This window comes from Stenotrophomonas sp. STEN225, assembly GCF_056756445.1.
Genome location: NZ_JBRRBV010000010.1, coordinates 73092 through 97389, shown reverse-complemented (window position 1 = coordinate 97389; position 24298 = coordinate 73092). Strand labels below are relative to the sequence as shown.

Below are 24298 nucleotides of genomic sequence, written 5' to 3'. Positions count from 1 at the left end.
GGGTCGGGCGCAGGCAGTGCAGTACCCGGTCCGCCGCCGCCTCGATGGCGCCGGTCCACCCCATCTGCACGCGGTGGGAGGATAATGAAGGCCCATGCCGGGCCCGTCGCCACCATGAAAGAACTCACCCTGGATTCTGCCGTCACCCTGCTGCGCTCCGGCGGCGTGATCGCCTATCCCACCGAAGCGGTCTGGGGCCTGGGATGCGACCCGTCGCACGAAGCGGCGGTGCACACGGTGCTGCGGCTGAAGCAGCGGCCGATCGAGAAAGGCATGATCCTGGTGGCCGCCGAGCTGGCGCAGCTGGAAGGCTGGGTACGCCTGCAGGCGTTGCCCGACGAGCGTCAGCGTGCAGTGCTGGCCAGCTGGCCCGGCGCCAACACCTGGATTCTTCCTGCCGGATCACGCGCGCCAGGCTGGATCACCGGCGAACACAGCGGCATCGCGGTGCGCATCAGCGCCCACCCGCTGGTGGCGGCACTGTGCCACGCGTGGGGCGGGCCGCTGGTCTCCACCAGCGCCAACCTGGCCGGCGAGCCACCGGCACGCAGCCGCGAGGAACTGGATCCGCGCCTGCTGCGCCTGCTGGACGGCATCCTGGACGGCCCGACCGGCGGCCTGGCCCAGCCGACGCCGATCCGCGATGCGCTCAGCGGCAACGTCCTGCGATCCTGAGCCGCCCTGTGGACGCGCGGATTGCGCCGCTCCGCCGGATCCCGCACGCTGCCTCCATGAGCCCGCTGCGCGCCGCCCTCTGCCTGAGCCTGCTGCTGCCATTGACCGCCACCGCCGGCGACGATGTGCGTGTCTACCGCTGTGTCGGCAGCAATGGCGCCGTGGCACTGCAGGACACGCCGTGCAGCAGCGGCCGCCAGGAAGTGCGCGACCTGCAGCGGCCGCGTGATCCGGCGCCGCAGGTGGTGCGCAGCGACGCCGCGCCCGCAACCAGCACGCCGCCGGCCGTGATCGAGCGCGAGGTCCGGCACGTCTACGTCCAGCCTCCGCAACCGATGTACGAATGCGTTACCGCCGACGGCGAGCGTTACACCAGCGACAGCAACGAAGGCAATCCACGCTGGGTCCCGCTGTGGACCACGGTCTGGTCGCCGCGCGGCCATTTCGGACCAGGCCATCCCGGGCCCCGCCCGGCCACGGGCGCATCGGCCGGAGGTCCGCCGATCTACCGGCCACCTGCGGTCGGCGTCGGCGTGCAGGTGCCGGCAGGCAACATCCTGGTCCGCGACACCTGCCATGCGCTGCCGCCGCAGGAAGTCTGTTCGCGCCTGCGCGATCGCCGCTGGGAGCTGGACCGCCGCTACAACAGCGCGCTGCAGAGCGAGCGCACCGCGATCAGCAACGAACAGCGCGGTATCGATGCGCGCCTGTCGCGCGACTGCGGGCGTTGAGCCCCTGCCCGTGTAGGCTGCACGCATGAGAAAAGCACTCTGGCTGGTTCTGGCGCTGCTGCCCGCAAACGCGCTCGCCGAGGACATGGTGATCTACCGCTGCGCATTCGGCAGCAGTGACGTTCCCACCCTGCAGCGCACGCCCTGCCCCGAAGGCAGCACGCAGCAGATCCAGCGGGTACCGGCGCCAGCAGCGACGCCGGCACCGCGCGTGGAGCCGCCCGCCGGCGAGCAGACGGAGCTCGTCCCGTCGGCAGTGCCGTCGCCGGCAGCGGCGGACACGCCGCGCCGGGTCGACCAGGCGCGCACCATCATGGAAGCGGGCATGGTCGAACCCGCTGGTGGCGGCGACACCATTCTGGACAGCGCAGCGCTGCCGCCGCGGACGGACCCGGCAAGCGGCAGCGACAGCGCGCCACGGGCACCGCTGCCGCCGATCTTCCAGTGCAGCAGCGAGGAAGGAAGCCGCTACCTGCACGAGTACGAGGCGGCGCCGCCGCACTGCGTGCTGCTCGACGTACAGGGTCTTGGCGGTGTCACCCCGGCCAATGCCGCCAGCTGCGAAGTGGTACGCGACCGCTGCGAGGAGGTTCCCGAGATCCAGCGCTGCGGCAGCTGGCAGCAGCGCCTGCGCGACGCCCGGGGGCGCGAGCGCTTCGCCGCGCCGGAGAACCTCGACGCCGCGCGCAGCGAGCGCGAGCGTCTGCAGGCCGTGCTCGAGGCCAGCGACTGCCCGGTACCGGGGTGAGGACCTGCCGGCGTAGCGCGGGCCCAACGCGGTGACGGTCAGAACCCGTAGCGCAGGAAACCGCCGTCCACGGCGATGCATTCGCCGGTGACATAACTCGCCGCCGGCAGGCACAGGAAGCCCACGGCCGCGGCGACTTCCTCCGGCTCACCGATGCGGCGCATCGGCGTGCGATCGATGACTTCCTCGTAGTAGTCAGGGTCGGACAACGGCCCGGAGGTGCGGCGCGTGCGGATGTACCACGGCGCCACCGCGTTCACGCGGATGCCATCCTCGGCCCATTCCACGGCCAGGTTGCGGGTCATCTGGTGCATCGCCGCCTTGCTCATGCCGTACACCACGCCACTGCGCACATGGGTCAGGCCGGAGACGCTGCCGACGTTGACGATGGCCGACGAGGCGTGACGTGCCAGCAGCGGATGCGCATAGCGCGACAGTTCAAACGCCGAGAACAGATTGGTCTCGAAGATGCCGCGCCACTCGTCCTCGGTATAGTCGATGGCGGCGCGGGTGATGTTGCCACCCGCATTGTTGACCAGCACGTGCAGGCCATCGGCATGGTCCTCGACCCAGTCCAGGATCTGCCGGCGATCCTCGTCGTCGGAGACGTCGGCGGCAAGCGCGCGCACCTGCTGGTCGGGATAGGCGTCGGCCAGCTCGTCGCGCGCGGTTTCCAGCGCGTCGATGTCGCGCCCGACAATCATCAGGTCGGCACCGAAGCCGGCCAGTTCACGCGCGATGGCCAGGCCGATGCCGGCGCTGGCGCCGGTGATCAGTGCGGTCTGCCCGTCCAGTCGCCACCGTTGCTGGGTCATGTGTCCTCCCGGGCTGCGCCCGCTGTGTTCCGATGCAGAAAGGATACGCGCTCACGGCACGCCCCTGCCGGCGGTGCCACACTGGCCGCACGCCCGTCGTGGAGAGCCACCATGCGCATCCTGATCCTGTCCGTACTGCTGTCGGCGACTGTATTGCTGGCCGGCTGCCAACGCCCACCGGCACCGGACCCGGAACGGCCGCCGGAACCCCAAGCCCTGGCCCGTGCAGCGCAGCAACCGATCGATCGCGCGCGCGCCGTGCAGAAGACCGTCGATGATGGCGCCGAGCGCGAGCGCAGCGCGGAAGCCGACGCAGCGCGCTGATCGCCGCGATGGCGCTGTCAGCGGAGCGCCGCCAAACGAAAACGCCCGGCCAAGGGCCGGGCGTTTTCCGTCGATCCACGCTACGCGTGGCTGGCTGTGCTCAGAACCCGCAGAAGCAGTACGCCAGGGTCTTTACCGGAGCGCCGTTACCCTTCTCGCGCGCGGCGTTCTCGACGAAGCGCAGCTGGGTATCCACTTCCGGCATCGTGCGCGCCAGCATCATCCGCGCCACGCCCGAATCGGACAGCATCCAGGCACCGGTACGGCTGCCGGCAAACCCACTGACGAACTGCGCGAACGGGGTCGCGGCCTTTTCGATGTAACGCACGCGGAACTTGTCTTCGCCGCCCAGCTTGGCGCGGCTGGCGGCATCGGCCACGGCGTCTTTCAGGCCACCGAAGGCATCGACCAAGCCACGTTCCTTCGCCTGCGCGCCACTCCAGACACGGCCACGGGCCACCTCATCGATGGCCTCGACCGGCTTCTTGCGTGCTTCGGCGACACGTCCGGTGAAGTCGGCGTAGCCCTTGTTGATGACCGTCTGGATGACCTGGCCCACCGCCGGATCCATCGGCCGGGTGACGTCGAACGCACCGGCGAAGCGCGTGGTACCGACACCATCGGTATGCACGCCGATCTTGTCCAGCGCGCGGCTGAAGTTCGGGATCATGCCGAAGATGCCGATCGAACCGGTGATGGTCGAGGGATCGGCGTAGATGCGATCGGCATTCATGCTGATCCAGTAACCACCGGACGCGGCCAGGTCACCCATCGACACCACCACCGGCTTGCCGGCGGCCTGCAGGGCCACCACTTCACGGCGGATCTGCTCGGAGGCGAACACTTCGCCACCCGGCGAATTCACGCGCAGCACCACGGCCTTGACCTGCTCGTCGTCGCGCGCAGCGCGCAGCAGCGCCGACGTGGACTCACCACCGATGCGGCCGGCCGGCAGGTCACCGCCACTGATCTCGCCCGCGGCAACCACCACGGCCACCTGCGGGCGTGCATCCACCGGACTGCGGCGGGCGTCGAGCAGGGCCATGTAGCGACCGAAATCGACATTGCGGAAGCCGCCCTCAGCGTCTTCATCGGCCACGCCGCGTTCGATCATCAGGTCTTCGAACTCCTCGCGGGTCTTCAGCGCGGTCACCAGCTTCTGCTGCAGGGCGAACTTGGCCAGATCGCCACCGGCAGCCGCCACGCCTTCGGGCAGCGTATCGATACCGGCGGCCAGTTGCGCCGGATCCAGCCGGCGCGCCTTGGCGATGTCGCCCAGATAGCGCTGCCACACGTCGTTCATCCAGTACAGGTCGGCTTCCTTGGCTGCCGGCGAAGCGGCATCGAGCACATAGGGCTCGGCCGCGGACTTGTACTCGCCCACCTTGAACAGGTGCACGTCCACGCCCAGCTTGTCCTGCAGGCCGGAGCGGAAGTACTGGCGGTAGCGACCCAGACCCTCGAGCACCACCGATCCCATCGGATCCAGGTAGACCTCGTCGGCCTGCGCAGCCAGCAGGTACTGCGACTGGCCCATGCTTTCGCTGTAGGCCACCAGCTGCTTGCCGGACGCGCGCAGGCTCTGCAGCGCGGCGGCGACTTCACGCAGCGAAGCGAAACCGGAGGGCTGCAGCTTGTCCAGTTCCAGCACCACGCGTTCGATCTTCTTGTCGTCGCGCGCCGATTCGATCACCCGGACCAGGTCACGCAGCTGGACCTCTTCGGCGCTGTTGTCGCCCACGGCCTTGGCCAGCGCGCGGCTGACCGGATCGGCACTGAACTGCTCGACCAGGCGCCCTTCCGGCGCGATCACCAGGGTCGTGCGGTCCTGCAGCGATTTGCTGGCGCCGGCGCCCATGCCGGCAGCGATGACGAACACCACCAGCAGCAGGAACAGCAGGCCGAAGAACACCAGGTTGAGGATCAACCGGCGGGTGAAATTCATGACGTCCCACAGCCCGATGAAGAAACTGGCGACGGGATTGCGACGCGCCTGGGGCAGCGGGGGCACGGGTTGATTCATGGAGCGCTCCGGATGGCTTCTTGCCGTGGTAACAGCATAGCCGGTGCCGTGTGAGGCGGCATCGGACACAAGTCAGGGGATCGCCCGTCACGGGGTGACGGGCGGAGGGTCAGGACAGCGCGGACTGGCCGATGCGCTGGCTGCTGCGACGCAGGCGCCAGCCCATCAGGATGGCGGCGGCAGTGAGGCCGACGATCAGGCCGATCCACATGCCCTGCGGGCCCATGCCCAGCCCCAGGCCGAGCCCGGCGCCGAGCGGCATGCCCAGGCCCCAGTAGGCGAACATGGCGATGAACATCGGCACGCGGGTGTCCTTCAGGCCGCGCAGAGCACCGGCCGACAGCACCTGGATGCCGTCCGGGAACTGGAAGGTGGCCGCGTACAGCAGCAGCGTGGAGGCCAGGCCGGCCACCGCCAGATCGTTGGTGTACACCCCGACGATGGCATCGTGGCCGAACAGCAGCACCAGCGCGGACAACGTCTGTGTACCCATGATGATCGCGTAGCCGGCCCAGGCTGCACGACGCACACCGAAGCCATCACCCCGTCCCACTGCATGACCCACGCGCACCGTGGTGGCCTCGGCCACGCCCATCGGGATCATGAAGCACAGCTGCGCCACGTTGATCGCGATCTGGTGGGCTGCCGCCTCGTTGGCGCCGAGGCGGCCGATCAGCAGTGCGGTGACGATGAACAACCCACCTTCCATCAGCACGGTGATGCCGATCGGCAGACCGGTGCGCAGCAGGTCCCAGATCGCCTTCCAGCGCGGCCACTCGAAGTGCGAGAACAGCTGCAGATGGGCGAATCGCCGGGTACGCCACAGATAGAGGGCGAATGCGCTTGCCTGCAACCACATCATCACCGCCGAGGCGATACCCAGGCCCTCGGCACCCAGCTCCGGGAAGCCCAGCTTGCCGTTGGCCAGCACGTAGCCCATCGGCGCCAGCACCACCAGGCCGCCGAAGCCGATCAACATGGTCGGCAGCGTCCAGTGCATGCCCTCGCTGAGATAGCGCATGCAGAAGTACAGCGTCAGCGCCGGCCCGCCCCAGCGCACCGCATGCAGGAACGCTGTTGCGCCGGGCACGATGTCCGGCGCGATGCCGAAGGCGGGCAGCAGCGGCGGCACCACCGTGAGGAAGGTGAACATGATCAGGCCCAGGCCCAGCGCCAGCCACAACGCCTGCCGGAACAGCGGACCGATCTCGCGCTCGCGGCCGGCGCCGTGCAGCTGTGATACCGAGGCGGTCAGCGAGATCAGCGTGCCGATCGGAATCAGCATCGGCAGCCAGAGCAGGGCCGTGCCGATGGTCACGGCCGCCAGGGTTGAGGTGGCGTGATGACCGGCAATCACGTTGTCGACGAAGGAGATCAGGCCGGTGGAGACATGCCCGAGCACGAGCGGCAGGGCGAGCAGACCGGTGGCGCCGACTTCCTTGCTGAAGCGCGGCGTGGAGGTTGCGTTGGACATGGGATGCAGAACGCGAACTGCGGTTGCGCGCGAAGGGCACAGGCACCGGGTTGCGGGCCGTCATCTTACGCGCGCGGTGCGTTCATTCCCATGACATGGCGTGAACGCTGGGTTTGACCGCGCGCTTACTGGCCGGCCTGGCGCTTGAGCCAGGCGTCTCGTTCCGCAGCAGGTACGGCGAGGAACGCGCTGCGCACCGCATCGCGTTCCTGCGGCGGCGTGCGCTGGGCCACCAGCGCCAACTGCGCCAGCTGTGCCGGGCTGAGCTGGTGCAGCACGGCCAGTGCACTGTCGCGCTGCTGCGGTGGCAGGAAGCCGAACAGCCCATGCAGCTTGGGAAACTCCACGCCCAGTTGCGGCCCCAGCCGCCAGCCATCGCGGAACGCCTGGTCCTGTGCCTGGAATTGCGAGCGCAGGCGCTCCTGCTGTGCGGCCGGCAGTGCGGCGAACCGCGTGGCCGCCTGACGGATGCGTTCGCGCTCGCTTTCCGGCAGCGCGCGCCAAGCGGCGTAGTCGGCGCGGCGCTGCCGCTGCTGCTGCGCGTCGAGCTGGACGAACGCGGTGGGTGCCGCCGATGGCGGGACCGCGGGCGTGGCCGCCGGCGCGGGTGGCAGTGGAACATTCAGGGTCTGGGGCGTTGCGGACAGCGACAACGGGATGGCCAGCAGCAGGCTGGTGATCACGGACTTATTCATCGGCGGCGGCGGTTTCCAGCACTGCGCTGGCCGGCTCTGGCCGGCTCGGCTTGGTCTGCGACTCGTCCACCGGCAGCGGACCACCGGCGGCCGTCCAGGCATACAGATCGGCCTCGGCCAGCAACGGATAATCGCGGTCGGCCAGCATTGCTGCGTCATCGCTGGCCGGGGCGCTGTCCGCCTGCGGCGTGGCAGCGACCGTGCTCGGCGGCAGCGCCTCGACCGTGACCGGGCCGGCCTCGGCAACCACCCCCTCCGGCAGCGGCGCATCGCTCACCAGCGACCGACCGCTCCAATGGCGCCAGCCCAGAGCGGCTGCCAGCAGTACTGCCACCGTCAGCAGCAGGATCGCCGGCCCGCGCCAGCGCGGTCGGGCATCGGGGCGCCGGCGCCGGGGGCTGGCAGCGCTCCGTTCATCGCGCTGCGGTGCCCTCCAGCTGGACGTCGGCGCCTGCGGATTGCTGCTGGTGGCAGCTGCCGGCTGCTGCAGCTGCTGCAGCCGCTGCGCCGGCAGGTCGCGGATGCGCTGCTGCACCTGTTCGGCCAGGCCGCGCCAGGCAACGGCATCCGGCTGACCCTGGGCATCACGCGGGCAGGCATCGGCCAGCAGCTGCTGGTAGCCGGCCTCATCACGATCGAGTACCCGCGTGGCGATGTTCTCATCCAGGCTGCCGCCCACCCGCAGCAGCAGGGCCAGCCGTGGCAGCGGTGCCATGCCGCCCAGTGCGGCGAGTGCCGGCGGCCACTGACCCGGGGCCGGCTCGCGCAGTGCCTGCCGCTGCCCCAGCAGGGTCCAGAAGCGGGTCGGCCACTGTGCCATCGGCAGATCGCTGGCAACGGCCGAGAAGGCGCGCATCACCGCCACCAGGGTCTGCTCGGCCCGGGCCGGGTCGCCGCATTGCAGCTCCGCCACCACCAGGGCGCGGCGCTCTACGCCACGCAGAAACGCCGACAGCGCACCGGCCGCGGTCGAGGAAACAGGGGCGGGCACAGCGGTCATCGGTCACTCCAGAGGTCTGCCGGCATGATAGCGGCAGGCCATCGGCGCCCGGCAGGACTTGCGTCCGTGGGCACTTCATGCTGCAGGTTGTGCACAGCACCACGCTGGCGCCCGGCAAAACCGCGACATCTCGCTGAATTCACTCTGTTTCAGCAATGTTTCACACATAAAATATTGATTTTAATGCATTTTAAAGTATGGCGATTTTTTGACCAACCCAAGGGCGAGGCCGTCGCCATCGGCGTCCTGCGCAGCCGTTGACCGGTAACGCACAGTGTTATCCACAGAACGTGTGGATAAGACTGAATCTCCAATGGACACCGATATTTAGGTGACATTTATGATTCGGCGACGTCCCCCGTGTGGGCCTTCCGGGCGGCATGCGGGTGCACACGGCCCGTTACACTGCCCCGATGCTCGACCCGATTCCGACCCTGCAGGTCGCCCTGCCCGTCCCCCTGCCCCGCCTGTTCGACTATCTGTCGCCGCAGGGCGATGCCCCGGACGTGGCGGTCGGCTGCCGGGTGAAGGTGCCGTTCGGCAACCGCGAACTCATCGGCGTGGTGGCCGGCCACGGCCAGGCCGACGACGGCCAGGGCCTGCGTCAGGCGCTCGCGTGGTGCGACCCCGCGCCCCTGCTGCAGGGCGAACTGTGGCAGAGCCTGCAATGGCTGGCCCGATACACCCACGCGCCGCTGGGCGAAGTGCTGAGCACGGCCCTGCCGGGGCCGCTGCGGCACGGCGAAGCCCTGCCCGACACCCATCATTGGGGCTGGCAGCTGACCGCCGCAGGCCACGCGCAGCGCGGCACGCTGCGCGCAGGCAGCCGCCCGCGGCAGTTGGCGGAACTGCTGGCCGACGCCGTCGTGGACGAGGACGTGCTGGGGGCGCGCATGGAGGACTGGCGCAGCGCGGCGCGCAGTCTCGGCAAGCGCGCACTGGCCGAGCGCGTTGCACTGAGCATAGCGCCACAGCACGCGCAACCGCTGCCCGGCCCGACCCTCAATCCGGACCAGGCCGAAGCCGTTGCCGCAATCAACGCCGCGGAGGGGTTCCAGCCCTTCCTGCTCGATGGGGTGACCGGCAGCGGCAAGACCGAGGTCTACCTGCAGGCGATCATCCACTGCCTGGCCCAAGGCCGGCAGGCGCTGGTGCTGGTGCCCGAAATCGGACTGACGCCGCAGACCCTGGCGCGTTTCCGCGGCCGCCTGGGCATCGCCGTGCATGCGCTGCATTCGGGATTGAATGACAACGAGCGCGCGCGCGTCTGGGCAGCCGCCTCGCGCGGCGAAGCGCGGGTGATCGTCGGCACCCGCTCGGCGGTGTTCACGCCGCTGCCGCAGGCCGGCCTGCTGATCGTGGACGAGGAACATGACGGCAGCTACAAGCAGCAGGACGGCATCCGCTACCACGCGCGCGATTTCGCCCTGGTGCGTGCCAAGGCGCTGGGGGTTCCGGTGCTGCTGGGCAGCGCGACACCGTCGCTGGAAACCCTGCACAACGCCTATGCCGGTCGTTACCTGCACCTGCGCCTGAAGCAGCGCGCCGGCGACGCGCGGCCGCCACGCGTGCGCATCCTCGATGTGCGCAAGCGTCCCCTGCAGGACGGTCTCTCGGCCGAAGTGCTGGCCGGCATCGGCGAGCACCTGCAGCGCGGCCAGCAGGTGCTGGTGTTCAAGAACCGGCGTGGTTACGCACCGGTACTGCTGTGCCATGACTGCGGCTGGACGGCGCCGTGCCAGCGCTGTGATGCGCCGATGACCGTGCATGGCGGCGGCCGTCGCCTGCAGTGCCATCACTGCGGTGCGCGGCAACCGGCGCCACTGGCCTGCCCCGCCTGCGGCAGCCTGGCCCTGCAGCCACAGGGAATCGGCACCGAGCGGCTGGAGGAGCACCTCACCGCCGCCTTCGCCGAGTACCCGGTGGTGCGCATCGACCGCGGCACCACCGCCCGCCGCGATGCGCTGGAACAGCAGCTGGCCAAGCTGGGGGACCAGGCCGGCATCCTGGTCGGCACGCAGATCCTGGCCAAGGGCCACGATCTGCCCAGACTCACGCTGGTGGTGGTGGTCGGCATCGACGAGGGCCTGTTCTCGGCCGATTTCCGCGCCAGCGAGAAACTCGCGCAGCAGTTGATCCAGGTCGCCGGCCGCGCCGGGCGCGCCCGCGATCCGGGCGAGGTGTGGCTGCAGACCCACCATCCGGGTCATCCCCTGCTGGAGACGCTGGTCAACGGCGGCTACCACCCGTTCGCGCAGGCCGAACTGAACCAGCGGCAGGCCGCCGGCTTCCCGCCATTCGCGCATCTGGCACTGATGCGTGCCGAAGCGCAGCAGGTGGAGCACGCCAACGCGTTCCTGCTGGCTGCACGGCGATTGCTGGGCGAACAGGCGCTGGTGGAGGCGTACGGACCGATGCCGGCACCGATGCCGCGCCGGGCCGGCTACCAGCGCACGCAGCTGCTGCTGTCATCGGCACAGCGCCCGCCTCTGCACGGCGTGCTGGCGCAGCTGGTACCGCAGCTGTATGCCTTGCCGGAAGCCCGCAAGGTGCGCTGGTCGCTGGATGTGGATCCGACGGATCTGTATTGAATGCAAGCAGAATCCGCCGGGCATGGCCCGGCGCCATCGTTACCGCGCGCGATTCCCGCTTACGTCAGCGGTGACATCACGCCGCGCTGGTAAGCGGGTCGCTCACGCAGCCGGGCGTACCACTCGGCCAGGTGGGGCAGGTCCGGACGCTGGATCGGCAGTTCATACCAGGCGTACACCAGTGAACCCAACGGGATGTCGCCCATCGCGAATGTCGCGCCCGACAGCCACGGCTGCGTGGCCAGCGTCGCGTCGGCCATCGCCAGGTAATCGGCGGCGCGGACGATGGCGGCATTGATCCGCGATTCGTCGCGGTCTGCCGGCGCGGTGCGCATGATGCCCCAGATCAGATCGCTGTACAGCGGCGCCATCCGCGAAGTGCTCCAGTCCATCCATTTCTCGGCCTGGGCACGTTCCATCGGATCCTCGGCGTACAGAGTCCCCAGCGCGTAGCGCGCGCTCAGGTAGCGCACGATGGCGTTGGACTCCCACAGCGGCAGGCCCTGGTCCTCGATCACCGGCACCAGGCTGTTGGGGTTCATCGCCAGGTATTCCGGCGTCTGTGTGCCACCGTGGCTGCCGCCCACTTCGATGGACTCGTAGGGCAGGCCGATCTCTTCGGCACACCACAGCACCTTGCGGACGTTGCTGGAATTGCGACGGCCCCAGATCTTCAACATGCGGGTATTCCTTGCGGGCAATGCGAGCGGCAACGATACGCCTGATCGGTGTACATGTGGGCGTGCGGAATGATGCGCGGGGGCGTCGGCCGGGCATGGCCCGGCGCTACCGGTTCTTCTTCGGCAGCGCGCGCACGTAGGACGACTTGCCATCCTTCTTCAGTTCGAACAGACCGATCGCCGCCAGCAGATCACTCAGCTTTCCATAGCCATAGTTGCGCGGATCGAACGAGGCCTGGTTGGCGATCTGGCTGCCCACCGGCCCCAGGTGCGACCAGCCGTCCTCGCCTTCCGCTGCGGACACGGCGCGGCGCAGCATCTTCACCAGACGTGTATCGCTGCGCATTTCCGCGCCGCTCTTGCGCGGGCGCACTTCCTCGCCGCTGCCCGTTTCACCGGTGGCCGGCTCGATGGCACCCGGCTCTGCCGTGCCCTGTTCCACTTCCGGCACGCTGGCATGGGCCTGGCCCAGTGCTTCCAGATAGGTGAATTTGGAACAGGCATTGACGAAGGGTTCCGGCGTCTTCTTTTCGCCGAAGCCATACACCTTCACCCCGTCGGTCAACAGACGCATCACCATTGGAGTGAAATCAGCATCGCTGGAGACGATGGCGAAGCCGTCGAGGTTGCGCGCGTACAGCAGGTCCATCGCATCGATCACCATGGCCATGTCCGAGGCGTTCTTGCCCTTGCTGTAGGCGAACTGCTGGATGGGCCGGATCGCGTACTCGTGCAGCACCGCCTCCCAGCCTTTCAGCCGTGGGCTCTTCCAGTTGCCGTAGGCACGGCGGACATTGGCCACGCCGTAGCGGGCCACCTCCGCCAGCACTTCGTCGATCTTCGATGCGGGCGCGTTGTCGGCGTCGATCAACAGGGCGATGCGCTTTTCCGGTTCGCTCATGGGCCTCTCGCTGGCGGTTGCCTGAATCCGAGTATCGCCGATCCGCGCGCACGCTGACGTGACAGGCCGCCGCCGTGCGAAGATGCCGGACGGTTCCCCATGCCCCCTGGAGTGAGTCGATGAGTCGTGAGCGCGTTCCCCACCTGGTCGTTGTCGGCGGCGGTTTTGCCGGCCTCTGGGCCACCCGTGCGCTGGCACGCGAACGCATCCGCATCACCCTGGTCGACCGCCGCAACCATCACCTGTTCCAGCCGCTGCTGTACCAGGTCGCCACTGCAGGCCTGTCAGCGCCGGACATCGCCGCACCGCTGCGCCACATCCTCGGCCACCAGCGCAACGTGGAAGTGCGGCTCGGTGAGGTCGTGGCCATCGACAGGCAGGTCCGCCAGGTGCGGCTGGCCGACGGCAGCACGCTGGACTACGACAGCCTGCTGCTGGCTACCGGCGCCACTCACGCCTACTTCGGCAACGACCAGTGGGCCGATGATGCGCCCGGCCTGAAGACCCTCGACGATGCCATTGCCCTGCGCCGCAAGCTGCTGCTGGCGTTCGAGCGCGCCGAAGCCGAACCGGACCCGGCCAGGAAGGCGGCGTGGCTCAGCTTTGCCGTCGTCGGCGGCGGCCCGACCGGCGTCGAACTGGCGGGCACCCTGGCCGAGATTGCACGCCATACGCTGCGCAATGAATTCCGCCACATCGATCCGGCCAGCGCCAAGGTGCGCCTGGTGGAAGCCGGTCCACGCGTGCTGTCCTCGTTCCCGGAAGTGCTCTCGCTGAAGGCGCGCCGGCAGCTGGAAAAGCTGGGTGTGGAAGTGCTGACCGGAACGCCGGTGAGCAACATCGACAGCCAGGGCTTCACGCTGGGTGACCAGTTCGTGCCGGCGCGCACCGTGGTGTGGGCGGCCGGCGTGGCCGCCTCGCCACTGGCGCGCACGCTGGACGTGCCGCTGGACCGTGCCGGGCGCGTGCAGGTGCAGCCGGACCTGACCCTGCCCGGGCATCCGGAACTGTTCGTGGCCGGCGATCTGGCCGCGGTGAACCAGGCCAACGGCAAGCCCGTGCCCGGCGTGGCGCCCGCGGCCAAGCAGATGGGCAAGTACGTGGCCGAGGTCATCCGTGCACGCCTGCACGGCAGGCCGGAGCCCGGGCCCTTCAAGTACGCGGACTACGGCAACCTGGCCACCATCGGCCGCATGGCCGCCATCGTGCACCTGGGGCGCCTGCAGCTGTCGGGCGTGCTGGCCTGGTGGTTCTGGCTGGCCGCGCACGTGTTCTTCCTGATCGGCTTCCGCAACCGCATCGTGGTGCTGCTGAACTGGGCGGTGGCGTATTGGAGCTACCAGCGCAGCGCACGCATCATCTTCGGCGATGACCAGGATGACCGCCGGCCGAAACGGTAGCGCAGGTCTGCAACGGGGTCGGATCCCCTTCCTGCGGAAAGGGATCTGACCCCACGTCGCGTCGCGACTGACTGCGATGCGCCGTGCCTGGGCACGGCGCTACAAAGATGCGGAATCCAATGCCTGCAACCACGCCAGCTTGCGCTCGCGCGGCAGCTGTTTGAGCTGCCATTCGGCGCGCGAGGCGGCGGAGCGGTCCGGGTACTCGCGCACGGCCAGGATGCGCAGCGGCGGGCGGGCCCGGGTGTAGCGCGCCCCCGTACCGGCGCGATGGGCGGCGAAACGCGCGTCCACGTCGGTGCTGATGCCAGCGTAGTAGCTGCCATCGCGGCATTCGAGCAGGTACAGGAACCACGGGCGGTGGGACGGGGCCATGCCGGGATTATGCCGTGCTGCACCGCAGCGGATATACTGCCCGCGAATGCAGGAGAGAGGCGCCGCGCTGGCGCCCGCCGAAGGCGCAGGCTCCCATGATCGCTCAGGCCGGTGGGCTGGAATCCCACCAACCATGCATTCGACTCGCCGAGCTGGAGAGAGGTCACCGGGCATGCCCGGTACGATCCGCCGAAGGGGCACGCGGCCTACGCCGCTGAACTCTCAGGCAAAAGGACAGCGGGAGCGGCACCGGTCATCGTCATCCCTTCATTGCGCAGGCAATGGCGGCGTCCGCGCATGGCCGGCCCCACCGCGTCCGGAGCCTGTTCCATGTTGCTGTCCATCATCTACCTGATCGCCATTTCCGCCGAAGCCATGACCGGCGCACTGTCCGCGGGACGCCGCCGCATGGATCTGTTCGGCGTGGTCATGATCGCCTGCGTTACCGCGCTTGGCGGTGGTTCACTGCGCGACATCCTGCTTGGCCACTATCCGCTGGGCTGGGTCAAACATCCCGAGTACCTCGGCTTCACCGTGTGCGCGGCGCTGATCGCCACCTGGGTCGCACGCTGGATGCACCACTTCCGCCGCACCTTCCTGGTGCTCGACGGCCTGGGCCTGATCGCCTTCACCCTGATCGGTTGCTCGATCGCACGCGAGGCCGGTCATGCCACGCCGATCGTGCTGATCGCCGGCATGCTGACCGGCGCGTTCGGCGGCGTGCTGCGCGACATTCTGTGCAACGAAGTGCCCCTGATCTTCCAGAAGGAGCTGTACGCGATCATCGCGCTGCTGACCGGCGCCGCCTATCTGCTGCTGCTGCACTGGAACGTGTCCGATGCCACGGCCATCCTGTGCTGCCTGGCGGGCGGCTTCGCCCTGCGCCTGCTGGCGATCCATTACCGCTGGGAAATGCCGAAGTTCGTGTATCACGACGAAGTGCATTGAACGATGGCGTGTTCGCCGGGCGTGGCCCGGCGCTCCCCTTCGTGCCCTGCACCACCCCGGCGATGGACCTGGCGCTGTCGCTCATGCGCAGCGCCAGGCGCATCGCCGGTGCGGACGGGCCGGTCTCCAACTCCGACCGGCCCTGATCGCGGCCGCACCCCCGCAGGCGCAGGCCGCCATCCACACACATGCCGCGCTCAGGCGGCTTCTGACACCGTCACTTCGCGACGGGCGCGCACGGCCGCAGCCAGTCGCTCCAGCACCGTCACGGTGGTGTCCCAGTCGATGCAGCCATCGGTGATGCTCTGTCCGTAGACCAGCGGCTGGCCTTCCACCAGTTCCTGCCGGCCTCCCACCAGATGGCTCTCGATCATCACGCCCACGATGCGCTGTTCGCCGTCCTCCAGCTGAACGGCGATGTCTTCGATCACCTTCGGCTGGTTTTCCGGGTTTTTCAGGCTGTTGGCATGGCTGGCATCGATCATCAGCCGCGTCGGCAGCCTGGCCTTGGCCAGTGCCTGGCAGGCGTCGGCCACGCTGGCCGCGTCGTAGTTCGGCTGCTTGCCGCCGCGCAGGATCACATGGCAATCCGGGTTGCCGGTGGTCGAAACGATGGCGGTGCCGCCCTGCTTGGTCACCGACAGGAAGTGATGCGGGTTGGAGGCCGCGCCGACCGCATCGGCCGCGATCTTGACGTTGCCATCGGTGCCGTTCTTGAAGCCCACCGGGCACGACAGGCCGGAGGCCAGTTCGCGGTGCACCTGGCTTTCGGTGGTGCGTGCGCCGATCGCTCCCCATGCCACCAGGTCGGCGATGTACTGCGGCGAGATCACGTCGAGGAATTCAACGCCGGCCGGCAGGCCCAGCTTGTTGATGTCGCGCAGCAGGCCGCGGGCAATGCGCAGGCCCTTGTCGATCCGGAAGCTGCCGTCCAGGTCCGGATCGTTGATCAGGCCCTTCCAGCCCACCGTGGTGCGCGGCTTCTCGAAGTACACGCGCATGACGATCTCCAGCTCGCCGGCCAGCGCGTCGCGCAGCGGCTTCAGGCGCTGTGCGTACTCGATGGCCGCATTCGGATCGTGGATCGAGCACGGGCCGACCACGACCGCCAGGCGATCGTCGCGGCCATGCAGGATCTGGTGCAGGGCCGCGCGCGAAGCACTGACGGTGTCGGAGGCTTCATCGTCACACGGCAGCATCGCCAGCAGCTGGGCAGGCGGTGTGAGCGGTTCGATGGTGCGGATACGCAGGTCGTCGGTATGGGGGGGCATGGGGGAGGTCTCCGGTACGTAGGGGGTCCCCAGCGAGGCGGCATGAAAAAAGCCGCCAGGTTCGCTGGCGGCTTTCGGGAATGCGTCTGAAGCTTTCTTCAGGGTGAGCGCAGTCCTTCCTCCGCCAGTGGCTTCGGAAAGTAATACCAGTAAAAGCGGGTAGCGGCTGCGTTCATGGGATGTATTGATAGCACAGCTTCTGCGCAGCACAAAATGTTTCATCCGCAACTGGGGAAGCGGTTCAGCAGCACGACGATCTAGCGGCTGCCATGCACTTCCACGTCCAGCAGCAGGCCCTCGTGGATATCGGCCCAGCGCTCCAGCACCTGATCCAGCTCCCGCCTCGCCTCCTCCAACTGCTCGGGGTTGAGCAGGGACCGCGCCGTGTAGAGATCGGAGACCAGCCGCCGCAGTGTCGATTCCGGTATCGCCACCGAGGGCCCGTCCACATCCGGCAACTGCAACGCCGGGGTGTCGCCGGGAGGGCCGAACAGCGTGACCTGGAGCGTGCTCTGCATGATCGACTTCCCTGTGGGTAGACGTGGGCAATGCACTGTTTACCGCGTCCGGATGACCGGCGCATGTGCCGGTGTACGGATCGATCGTGTCGCGACTGGACCGATGGTGCCACCGCGTTGAGATCTTCCTTCCAGGCTTCCCACCCTTCGGCCCGGAAGGGGCCTGCAGGCGCTCAATGCGCGGTTATACGGGCAACGGCATATGCGATACCTCCTCCGTCTCCATGACGTGTCGCGTACTGCCTTGGCATCCCACGCGGACATGTGCTCAAGATGGTTTGCCACCGGAAAAGGGTGGCCGGGTCGGCAAAGCCCGTGTGTCACTGAAGTTCGCGTTTGTCAGCCGGCGTCGCCTTGGGCGGCGCCGGCTGGCAATCCGTCCGCGTTCCATGGCGGGCGGTGCGGGGGGGCGCTTGCGCCCGCCGGATCAGTGACCCGGTCTTTGCCGCCACGTACCGTCCGCCACCTCTTCCGGTGGCGGTGTCGTCTGTCCTGTACGGAGCACACGCCATGAAAACACCACACGTTCCCTTCCCGGGTGCCCACCCCGATCCGGCCAATGCCGATCAGGCGCCGATCGATCCCAACAGTCTGGTCGCCCACCTGCAACGCATCGGCAGCGGTGCGGCCGCCGATGGCCAACCCTGGCCCGAACGCCATCCAGCGAACGGCCGGCGCATGATGCTGGCCGATGCCGATGGCGCACTGGCCGGCCTGCGCATCGTGCAGGAGGTGCTGCTGGCCGCCGAACGCTGCCGCCAGAATGCCGCGCCCGAACATCACGTGAGCGACCGGGTGATGGAAGGGTTGATGCTGGCATCCCTGGGGCTGGCCACGCATGCGGCCGAACGCCTGCAGCCCCACTAGCCGCGTCCGCGCAATGTGACCGGGCCCGATGGCCCGGTCATGGGCCGGCACCCGCCGGATCACAGTGAACGCAGTGCGCGCCTGCGGATGTAGGCGTTGGCAGGGCTGTCGCGCTCGCGTTGCCAGCGTGTGCACAGGTCACGCAGCCACTGCGGCTGGGTCTTCCCGGCATCGTTGAGCCAGTTGCCGACGGAATCCTGCACATAGCGTTCGGGATCATCAGCCAGTGCCTCCAGCAGCGAATGCGCGTGTTCGGGATGCTGCTTGAAAAGAGCGATGTGCGCCGCCCAGACGCCACGGGGACGCAGTGCTTCACAGGCAAACCGGCGCAGATGGGCGGACGGTTCCTGCGTCCACGGCTGCAGGCATTCAAGCGCCAGCAGTGGCCCGGCAACGATGTCGGTGCGCAGCGCCAGCCACGCCCATTCGCGCACGCCGAAATGCGGATCATCTGCCAACGGGCGCATCTTCTCCAGCTTCACCGGCAGGGAGGCGGTGGCATCGCCACCGATCAGGTAGCAGGCCCAGCCGCGCACGGTGTCGGATGCATGCGACTGCCATTGTGCAGGATCACCCTGCCTGGCCTCACGCAACAGCGTTGCCGCCAGAACCATGCGCTGGGTAATGCCTTTGCTGGCGGCATCGCGCATGCATTGAATGGCAGTCTCCGGCAGCACCGCAACGGTCTGCAGCAACACCGCGAAATCCACGGCCAGACATTCCGCCAGATGCGTGCTGGCGGCTGTCCCGGTATCCAGTTGATGCTTTCGCGCCGGGCTGATCGCTGCGCTCACTGCGGGTCCTTCCGTCCGCCGCCGGTGTGCTGCCACACCTTGGCCAGCAGCTGTGAGAGCTGCACCTGCTCGGCAGTGTCCAGGCCGTTGAACAGGCCCGCGATCCACTGCGTGTGCTGATTGAAGAGGTCTTCGGCCAAGCGCTTGCCCTGCACGGTCAGCACGATCTGGAGGCGACGGCCATCGGCGGCATCGCTGCGCCGCTGCAGCAACCCTTCGCGCTGCAGGCCATCGAGCAGGCCGCTGATGGTGGCGCGGGTCACGCCTGCACGTTCGGCCAGCGCATGCGGCGACAGTGTGCCGCCGGCACCGTGCAGCAGGAACAGCACGATGAAGCGACCTTCACTGAGCCCGTGCGGTGCCAGCCGGCTGGCGCAGTCGCGATCGATCGCCGAGGACAGCGACAGCAGCTGGAAGCACAGATGCAGCAGGGCGACATTGGCTTGGCCACGTCGCCGGGCCTCATCCAGAAGGGCGCCATGTTTTGCCTCAAGCACGGTGATTTACAACATGTTTAGGTGCCTAATCATATTCATGACGGGATGGAACGCAACACCTACAGGGCCTGCCGCCGAGCCCGGCCGGGCGCGCTCCCCGCGCTGGGGGCTGTAAGCAGCCGAAGCTGCGGTAGCATCGCGCCACGTCCCGCCAGGAGTTCCACGCATGCGCCGTGCCGTCCTGCTGTTGCTGACGCTGTTCCCCGCCGCCGTAATGGCCGCTCCCCCTCCCGTGCCCTCCCCGGCCCGGATCGATGCCGAAGCCAAGCGCCTGATGCAGGTCGCCCACGCCCGCGGGATGGCAGTGGCCGTCGTCGACGGTGGCAAGGTCGTGCACGTCGCCGCCTATGGCGAGCGCAACGCTGCCGGCGAACCGCTGCAGACCGACACGGTGATGTATGCGGCATCGCTGACCAAGATGGCCTTCGGCCACCTGATCGCGCAGCTTGCACAGGACAAGGTGATCGATCTGGATGCCAGCATCGCCAGCGCGCTGGACAGACCGCTACCGGACTATCCGGCCGAGCCGAAGAAGTACGCCGATTACACCGTGCTGGCCGGCGACGAACGTTGGCGCCGGCTGACCCCGCGCCTGCTGCTCAACCATACCAGCGGCTTTGCCAACTTTGCATTCCTGGAGCCGGACGGAAAACTGAAATTCCACTTCGATCCGGGCAGCCGCTATGGCTATTCCGGCGAAGGCCTGATCCTGCTGCAGTTCGTGCTGGAGCGCGGGCTGGGCCAGGACGTGGGTACGCTCATGCAGCAGCGCGTATTCGACCGCTTCGGCATGCCCCGCACCAGCATGATGTGGCGCGAGGATTTCGCCACGAATCTGGCCGACGGCTGGACCGCCGAAGGCACGACGGAACCGCACGATGAACGCAGCCGCGTGCGTGCCGCCGGTTCGATGGACACGACCATCGCCGACATGGGCAATTTCGCGGCCGGCTATGTCAGTGGCCAGGGGCTGTCGGCATCGATGCGCCGGGAGCTGGTGCGGCCGCAGCTGCCGATCACCACCGCCAGCCAGTTCCCGACGCTGCAGCCGGAACTGCCGGTGGCGCAGCGGCGCAGAAACCTGGCTGCGGGACTGGGCGTGGTGACATTCACCGGTCCACAGGGCGCAGGCTTCTACAAGGGCGGACATGACGATGCGGTGGGCAACACGCTGGTGTGCGTCGAACAAGGCCAACGCTGCGTAGTGATCCTGGGCAACGATGTGCGCGCCGAAGCGACCTTTCCGGCACTGGTGCGCTTCGTGCTGGGCGAGACGGGGGTGCCGTGGGAATGGGAATACGGGGCTACGAAGGCATTCGTGCGCTAGTTGCGTACAACTGCCGAGTCGTCTTCGCCAACCATCCTTTCAATCTCTTCAATCTGAGTGGAGAGAGTCAGCAGATCGAGTTCTGCCGGGGCCGGGAGCTCGCGGTAAGACACGTTCAGTGTGGATATCTGGTCATAACGCAGGACGAAAAAATCCCCGTCTACACGATAGAACCTTCCCATCGCATCGGCTTCACCTTCAGCAGGCTTGTCCGAAGAGAACGCGCGTCGCATCGTTTTACTTATCACCAGACGATCGAGCTTTCCGTCCCTATCGACGTGCCATTTTTCCAGGTAACCCACGTACAGGTGGGCAGTTCCGCCAACACTCACCACCGCACTGATCATGATGGCATCAGCCTTCTGATCATCGCGAAGATCCGCTCCAGTAAGGAGATAGTACCAAGGCGCACGATTGAATCTACAGAGAGAGGAACACCAGCGTCCTTCTCGATCCAGCTTGCACCTCACGATGATTGTCCTGACAACCATTGGTCCAATGTAGGCAAACGCAACCATGGATCCAAAGTAAAGAGCGATTTCCTTCCATTGACCAGCGACGGAACGTACAGAATCAGACTGCAGGCTCGAGCTGGCTGACATCATTCCGAGTAGATGCTCGGGTGCAAACTCCCGGCTTGTCCACAAATGCATGCCTGTGAGCCAGAGGGCGTGAAGCAGGAAAGCCCAAACCAGCGCTTGGGCGACAACTGCACCGAAAGGGGAGTAATCGAGAACTTCACTCTCGATCTTCTGGACTTGGGATCTAGCAATGAACCCAGGGACAAGAAGAAAGAAAACGATCAACGCGGGTAGCGCTACATTCATCCTTGAGTGCCCCGTCGTGTTTCCTGAAATGCGACGATCTACTTGTTCAAGACGTTCCGGACCGCCTGAAGGCGCTCACCGATGCGATCAAGTTCTGACACATCTGGCTCACGACGAGACGCTGACTGAGATGAGGAGGATGCTTTTGATGTCCGTGCCTCGGCCCTTGATCTCAACTTCTCTAATTCCGCCTGCAACTGCTGCAGTTGCCGCTGGATCTCTGCGATATTCGCCCGGTTGGCCTGCAAAGCATGAGTCAACGACTTCTGCACTTCGCGCGACGCCCGAACACCTGCACCCTCATGTACAAGTCTGGAGCCGGACAAAAAATCATCCAGTTCAGCCCCCTTAACCAACAAATCGCGCAACTGCGCCGATCGCTTGGGGTCACTCAACAATTGCTTGGCGTTTTCGCTTTTGAAAGCTTTCATGCCGTCAGCACTCCGAAATCCCCCGAGTAGGGGCCAAGCTGCTAGCCCCGGGAGCCTACTGCATCATACGACCACCAGGTCTCTGCGAACAGGGGCTTATGAGACAAGCCAACGCCCACAAAAAAACCCCGCCTTGCGGCGGGGTTTTTCACTTCATCGGGAACAACGCAGACCTTAGAAGTCCATGCCGCCCATGCCACCCATGCCGCCCATGCCACCGGCGCCGCCCAGGGCCGGCTCGTCCTTCTTCGGAGCTTCGGCAACCATGGCTTCGGTGGTGATCATCAGGCCAGCGATCGAGGCCGCGTTCTGCAGCGCCGAACGGGTCACCTTGGTCGGGTCCAGGATGCCGAACTGCAGCATGTCGCCGAACTCACCGGTGGCGGCGTTGTAGCCGAAGCTGCCGCTGCCTTCCTTGACCTTGTTGACGATGACGGACGGCTCTTCGCCGGCGTTGGCGACGATCTCGCGCAGCGGGGCTTCCATCGCGCGCAGGGCGATCTGGATGCCGTGGTTCTGGTCTTCGTTGGCGCCCTTCAGGCCGGCCAGCGCGGTGACCGCACGGACCAGTGCAACGCCGCCGCCCGGAACCACGCCTTCTTCAACGGCTGCACGGGTAGCGTGCAGGGCGTCGTCGACGCGATCCTTCTTTTCCTTCATTTCGATTTCGGTGGACGCACCCACCTTGATCACGGCAACGCCGCCGGCCAGCTTGGCCACGCGTTCCTGCAGCTTCTCGCGGTCGTAATCCGAGGAGGTGTCCTGGATCTGGGTCTTGATCTGCGCAACGCGCGATTCGACCGCAGCCTTGTCGCCCACGCCGTCGATGATGGTGGTGTTCTCCTTGGAGACCTGCACCTTCTTGGCGCGGCCCAGGTCCTTGATGGTGGCCTTCTCCAGCGACAGGCCCACTTCTTCGGAGATCACGGTGCCGCCGGTCAGCACGGCCATGTCTTCCAGCATCGCCTTGCGACGATCGCCGAAGCCCGGGGCCTTCACGGCCACAACCTTGACGATGCCACGGATGGTGTTGACCACCAGGGTCGCCAGCGCTTCGCCTTCGACTTCCTCGGCCACGATCAGCAGCGGCTTGCCGGCCTTGGCGACGCCTTCCAGCACCGGCAGCAGGTCACGGACGTTGGAGATCTTCTTGTCGTGCAGCAGGATGAACGGGTCATCCAGGTCAGCGGTCTGCGACTGCTGGTTGTTGATGAAGTACGGGGACAGGTAGCCGCGGTCGAACTGCATGCCCTTGACCACGTCCAGCTCGTTGTCCAGGCCCGAGCCTTCTTCAACGGTGATCACGCCTTCCTTGCCGACTTCCTTCATCGCGTCAGCGATGATCTGGCCGATCGACTCGTCCGAGTTGGCCGAGATGGTGCCGACCTGGGCGATCGCCTTGTCGTCAGCGGTCGGCTTGGAGATGTTCTTCAGCTCGGTGACGGCAGCCACGACGGCCTTGTCGATACCGCGCTTGAGGTCCATCGGGTTCATGCCGGCAGCAACGGCCTTGGCGCCTTCGCGGATCAGGGCCTGGGCCAGCACGGTGGCGGTGGTGGTGCCGTCGCCGGCGTCGTCGTTGGTGCGCGAAGCAACTTCCTTCACCATCTGCGCGCCCATGTTCTCGAACTTGTCAGCCAGTTCGATTTCCTTGGCGACGGAGACGCCGTCCTTGGTGATGGTCGGGGCGCCGAAGCTCTTCTCGAGCACGACATTGCGGCCCTTCGGGCCGAGGGTGGCCTTGACGGCATTGGCGAGAACGTTGACGCCGCGCACCATGCGCGAACGGGCGTCTTCACCGAAACGGATATCCTTGGCAGCCATTGCAATTACCTCATTGGTCGCGCCGGGCCGTGCCCGGCGGCTGGGATGTGGGGATCAGGTTGAAACAGGTCGCGGCGGGGCTCAGCCGATGACGGCGAGCACGTCGTCTTCGCGCAGGACCTTGTACTCGACGCCTTCGCTCTTGTACGAGCTGCCGGCGTACTGGCCGTAGATGACCTTGTCACCGACCTTCAGCGACGGCGCGCGCACGCTGCCGTTGTCCAGCGGCTTGCCGGGGCCGACGGCCACGACTTCACCCTTGGTGGACTTTTCCTTGGCCGAGTCGGGGATGACGATGCCACCGGCGGAGATTTCGTCGGCTTCGATCGGCTTGACCACAACGCGGTCGTGCAGCGGCTTGATGCTCATAGGAGACCTCTTAAGTGATTGATTGGTCTAAAAAAGTCCGGCGATGTTAGCACTCGCACCAGGCGAGTGCCAGAACCGCACGTGAAGAAACCCGACAAGGTCGGGAGCACGGCAGAGATGGAGCCCCCCGGGAGGCTTTCAAGGGGCGTCGCGAAAAAAGTTTCCGCGCCGGACGCTGCGGCAGTGCGGTGGG

25 protein-coding genes and 2 riboswitches are annotated in these 24298 nt (G+C 67.1%); of the genes, 9 read left to right on the top strand and 16 right to left on the bottom strand.

What is annotated here, in order from left to right:
- The first annotated feature begins 84 nt into the window (after nucleotides 1-84).
- The 3 genes from tsaC to ACVOJ1_RS11870 are packed head-to-tail and all read left to right on the top strand — an operon-like array spanning nucleotide 85 to nucleotide 2154.
- Nucleotides 85-675 carry an L-threonylcarbamoyladenylate synthase type 1 TsaC gene (gene tsaC, locus ACVOJ1_RS11880; RefSeq protein WP_080375246.1) on the top strand — a complete coding sequence of 197 codons (591 nt, stop codon included), beginning with the start codon at nucleotides 85-87 and terminating at the stop codon, nucleotides 673-675.
- A 56-nt stretch (nucleotides 676-731) separates the two neighbouring features.
- The gene (locus ACVOJ1_RS11875; RefSeq protein ID WP_128987731.1) at nucleotides 732-1406 is read left to right on the top strand and encodes a DUF4124 domain-containing protein; all 675 of its coding nucleotides are present in this window, start codon (nucleotides 732-734) and stop codon (nucleotides 1404-1406) included.
- 25 nt (nucleotides 1407-1431) lie between these two features.
- Nucleotides 1432-2154 carry a hypothetical protein gene (locus ACVOJ1_RS11870; RefSeq protein WP_346480471.1) on the top strand — a complete coding sequence of 241 codons (723 nt, stop codon included), beginning with the start codon at nucleotides 1432-1434 and terminating at the stop codon, nucleotides 2152-2154.
- Nucleotides 2155-2192: 38 nt separating this feature from the next.
- On the opposite strand, the gene ACVOJ1_RS11865 is transcribed toward ACVOJ1_RS11870, so the two are convergent.
- On the bottom strand, nucleotides 2193-2969 hold the full coding sequence (locus ACVOJ1_RS11865; RefSeq protein ID WP_065181584.1) for an SDR family oxidoreductase: 777 nt from the start codon (nucleotides 2967-2969) through the stop codon (nucleotides 2193-2195).
- 111 nt (nucleotides 2970-3080) lie between these two features.
- On the opposite strand from ACVOJ1_RS11865, the gene ACVOJ1_RS11860 reads away from it, so the two are divergent.
- The gene (locus ACVOJ1_RS11860; protein ID WP_053515748.1) at nucleotides 3081-3293 is read left to right on the top strand and encodes a hypothetical protein; all 213 of its coding nucleotides are present in this window, start codon (nucleotides 3081-3083) and stop codon (nucleotides 3291-3293) included.
- A gap of 100 nt (nucleotides 3294-3393) precedes the next feature.
- Here ACVOJ1_RS11860 and sppA read toward each other — a convergent pair whose 3' ends face one another.
- The 4 genes from sppA to ACVOJ1_RS11840 form a co-directional block, all read right to left on the bottom strand.
- Nucleotides 3394-5316 (bottom strand): signal peptide peptidase SppA, encoded by a 1923-nt coding sequence (sppA, locus tag ACVOJ1_RS11855; protein ID WP_065174443.1) that lies wholly within the window; start codon nucleotides 5314-5316, stop codon nucleotides 3394-3396.
- Nucleotides 5317-5425: 109 nt separating this feature from the next.
- Nucleotides 5426-6790 (bottom strand): MATE family efflux transporter, encoded by a 1365-nt coding sequence (locus ACVOJ1_RS11850; RefSeq protein ID WP_053515745.1) that lies wholly within the window; start codon nucleotides 6788-6790, stop codon nucleotides 5426-5428.
- Nucleotides 6791-6915: 125 nt separating this feature from the next.
- Nucleotides 6916-7485 (bottom strand): DUF3106 domain-containing protein, encoded by a 570-nt coding sequence (locus ACVOJ1_RS11845; RefSeq protein WP_053515743.1) that lies wholly within the window; start codon nucleotides 7483-7485, stop codon nucleotides 6916-6918.
- The gene (locus ACVOJ1_RS11840) at nucleotides 7478-8485 is read right to left on the bottom strand and encodes a hypothetical protein (RefSeq protein ID WP_128987728.1); all 1008 of its coding nucleotides are present in this window, start codon (nucleotides 8483-8485) and stop codon (nucleotides 7478-7480) included. The genes ACVOJ1_RS11845 and ACVOJ1_RS11840 overlap by 8 nt, the downstream gene beginning before the upstream one ends.
- A 413-nt stretch (nucleotides 8486-8898) precedes the next feature.
- Between ACVOJ1_RS11840 and ACVOJ1_RS11835 the strand changes: the two genes are divergently transcribed.
- On the top strand, nucleotides 8899-11076 hold the full coding sequence (locus ACVOJ1_RS11835; RefSeq protein ID WP_346480470.1) for a primosomal protein N': 2178 nt from the start codon (nucleotides 8899-8901) through the stop codon (nucleotides 11074-11076).
- Nucleotides 11077-11135: 59 nt separating this feature from the next.
- On the opposite strand, the gene ACVOJ1_RS11830 is transcribed toward ACVOJ1_RS11835, so the two are convergent.
- Together ACVOJ1_RS11830 and ACVOJ1_RS11825 are read right to left on the bottom strand one after the other, a co-directional pair.
- Nucleotides 11136-11756 (bottom strand): glutathione S-transferase family protein, encoded by a 621-nt coding sequence (locus ACVOJ1_RS11830; RefSeq protein ID WP_065174440.1) that lies wholly within the window; start codon nucleotides 11754-11756, stop codon nucleotides 11136-11138.
- Between the two features lie 106 nt (nucleotides 11757-11862).
- Nucleotides 11863-12657 (bottom strand): NYN domain-containing protein, encoded by a 795-nt coding sequence (locus ACVOJ1_RS11825; RefSeq protein ID WP_346480469.1) that lies wholly within the window; start codon nucleotides 12655-12657, stop codon nucleotides 11863-11865.
- A gap of 119 nt (nucleotides 12658-12776) precedes the next feature.
- On the opposite strand from ACVOJ1_RS11825, the gene ACVOJ1_RS11820 reads away from it, so the two are divergent.
- Nucleotides 12777-14057 (top strand): NAD(P)/FAD-dependent oxidoreductase, encoded by a 1281-nt coding sequence (locus ACVOJ1_RS11820; RefSeq protein ID WP_065181581.1) that lies wholly within the window; start codon nucleotides 12777-12779, stop codon nucleotides 14055-14057.
- Nucleotides 14058-14156: 99 nt separating this feature from the next.
- Here the strand turns inward: ACVOJ1_RS11820 and ACVOJ1_RS11815 are convergent, their stop codons facing one another.
- Nucleotides 14157-14432, bottom strand: a complete 276-nt coding sequence (locus ACVOJ1_RS11815) for a GIY-YIG nuclease family protein (protein ID WP_053515731.1) — start codon at nucleotides 14430-14432, stop codon at nucleotides 14157-14159.
- 39 nt (nucleotides 14433-14471) lie between these two features.
- Nucleotides 14472-14561, top strand: a riboswitch (glycine riboswitch).
- Between the two features lie 13 nt (nucleotides 14562-14574).
- Nucleotides 14575-14680, top strand: a riboswitch (glycine riboswitch).
- Between the two features lie 82 nt (nucleotides 14681-14762).
- Here ACVOJ1_RS11815 and ACVOJ1_RS11810 point away from each other — a divergent pair.
- On the top strand, nucleotides 14763-15380 hold the full coding sequence (locus ACVOJ1_RS11810) for a trimeric intracellular cation channel family protein (RefSeq protein WP_053515730.1): 618 nt from the start codon (nucleotides 14763-14765) through the stop codon (nucleotides 15378-15380).
- A 197-nt stretch (nucleotides 15381-15577) separates the two neighbouring features.
- Here the strand turns inward: ACVOJ1_RS11810 and ACVOJ1_RS11805 are convergent, their stop codons facing one another.
- The gene (locus ACVOJ1_RS11805; protein WP_053515727.1) at nucleotides 15578-16651 is read right to left on the bottom strand and encodes a 3-deoxy-7-phosphoheptulonate synthase; all 1074 of its coding nucleotides are present in this window, start codon (nucleotides 16649-16651) and stop codon (nucleotides 15578-15580) included.
- Between the two features lie 257 nt (nucleotides 16652-16908).
- Entirely contained in the window at nucleotides 16909-17169 is a 261-nt protein-coding gene (locus ACVOJ1_RS11800; RefSeq protein WP_053515725.1) for a hypothetical protein, read from the bottom strand.
- Nucleotides 17170-17679: 510 nt separating this feature from the next.
- Between ACVOJ1_RS11800 and ACVOJ1_RS11795 the strand changes: the two genes are divergently transcribed.
- Entirely contained in the window at nucleotides 17680-18036 is a 357-nt protein-coding gene (locus ACVOJ1_RS11795) for a hypothetical protein (RefSeq protein ID WP_197572442.1), read from the top strand.
- 59 nt (nucleotides 18037-18095) lie between these two features.
- Here the strand turns inward: ACVOJ1_RS11795 and ACVOJ1_RS11790 are convergent, their stop codons facing one another.
- Both ACVOJ1_RS11790 and ACVOJ1_RS11785 read right to left on the bottom strand, forming a co-directional pair.
- Nucleotides 18096-18830: a DNA alkylation repair protein gene (locus ACVOJ1_RS11790; protein WP_263175978.1), complete on the bottom strand. Its 735-nt coding sequence runs from the start codon at nucleotides 18828-18830 to the stop codon at nucleotides 18096-18098.
- Nucleotides 18827-19327: a MarR family winged helix-turn-helix transcriptional regulator gene (locus tag ACVOJ1_RS11785; protein ID WP_346480468.1), complete on the bottom strand. Its 501-nt coding sequence runs from the start codon at nucleotides 19325-19327 to the stop codon at nucleotides 18827-18829. The genes ACVOJ1_RS11790 and ACVOJ1_RS11785 overlap by 4 nt, the downstream gene beginning before the upstream one ends.
- 166 nt (nucleotides 19328-19493) lie before the next feature.
- Between ACVOJ1_RS11785 and ACVOJ1_RS11780 the strand changes: the two genes are divergently transcribed.
- On the top strand, nucleotides 19494-20654 hold the full coding sequence (locus ACVOJ1_RS11780; protein WP_346480467.1) for a serine hydrolase domain-containing protein: 1161 nt from the start codon (nucleotides 19494-19496) through the stop codon (nucleotides 20652-20654).
- On the opposite strand, the gene ACVOJ1_RS11775 is transcribed toward ACVOJ1_RS11780, so the two are convergent.
- From ACVOJ1_RS11775 to ACVOJ1_RS11760, 4 genes are all read right to left on the bottom strand, one after another.
- Nucleotides 20651-21481: a hypothetical protein gene (locus ACVOJ1_RS11775; protein ID WP_346480466.1), complete on the bottom strand. Its 831-nt coding sequence runs from the start codon at nucleotides 21479-21481 to the stop codon at nucleotides 20651-20653. The two genes, ACVOJ1_RS11780 and ACVOJ1_RS11775, sit on opposite strands and share 4 nt — an antisense overlap.
- Nucleotides 21482-21519: 38 nt before the next feature.
- Nucleotides 21520-21912, bottom strand: coding sequence for a hypothetical protein (locus ACVOJ1_RS11770; protein WP_346480465.1), 393 nt, complete (start codon nucleotides 21910-21912; stop codon nucleotides 21520-21522).
- 174 nt (nucleotides 21913-22086) lie between these two features.
- Nucleotides 22087-23736, bottom strand: coding sequence for a chaperonin GroEL (gene groL / locus ACVOJ1_RS11765; protein WP_053515717.1), 1650 nt, complete (start codon nucleotides 23734-23736; stop codon nucleotides 22087-22089).
- A gap of 81 nt (nucleotides 23737-23817) precedes the next feature.
- Nucleotides 23818-24105, bottom strand: a complete 288-nt coding sequence (locus ACVOJ1_RS11760) for a co-chaperone GroES (protein WP_006396661.1) — start codon at nucleotides 24103-24105, stop codon at nucleotides 23818-23820.
- Between the last annotated feature and the right edge of the window lie 193 nt (nucleotides 24106-24298).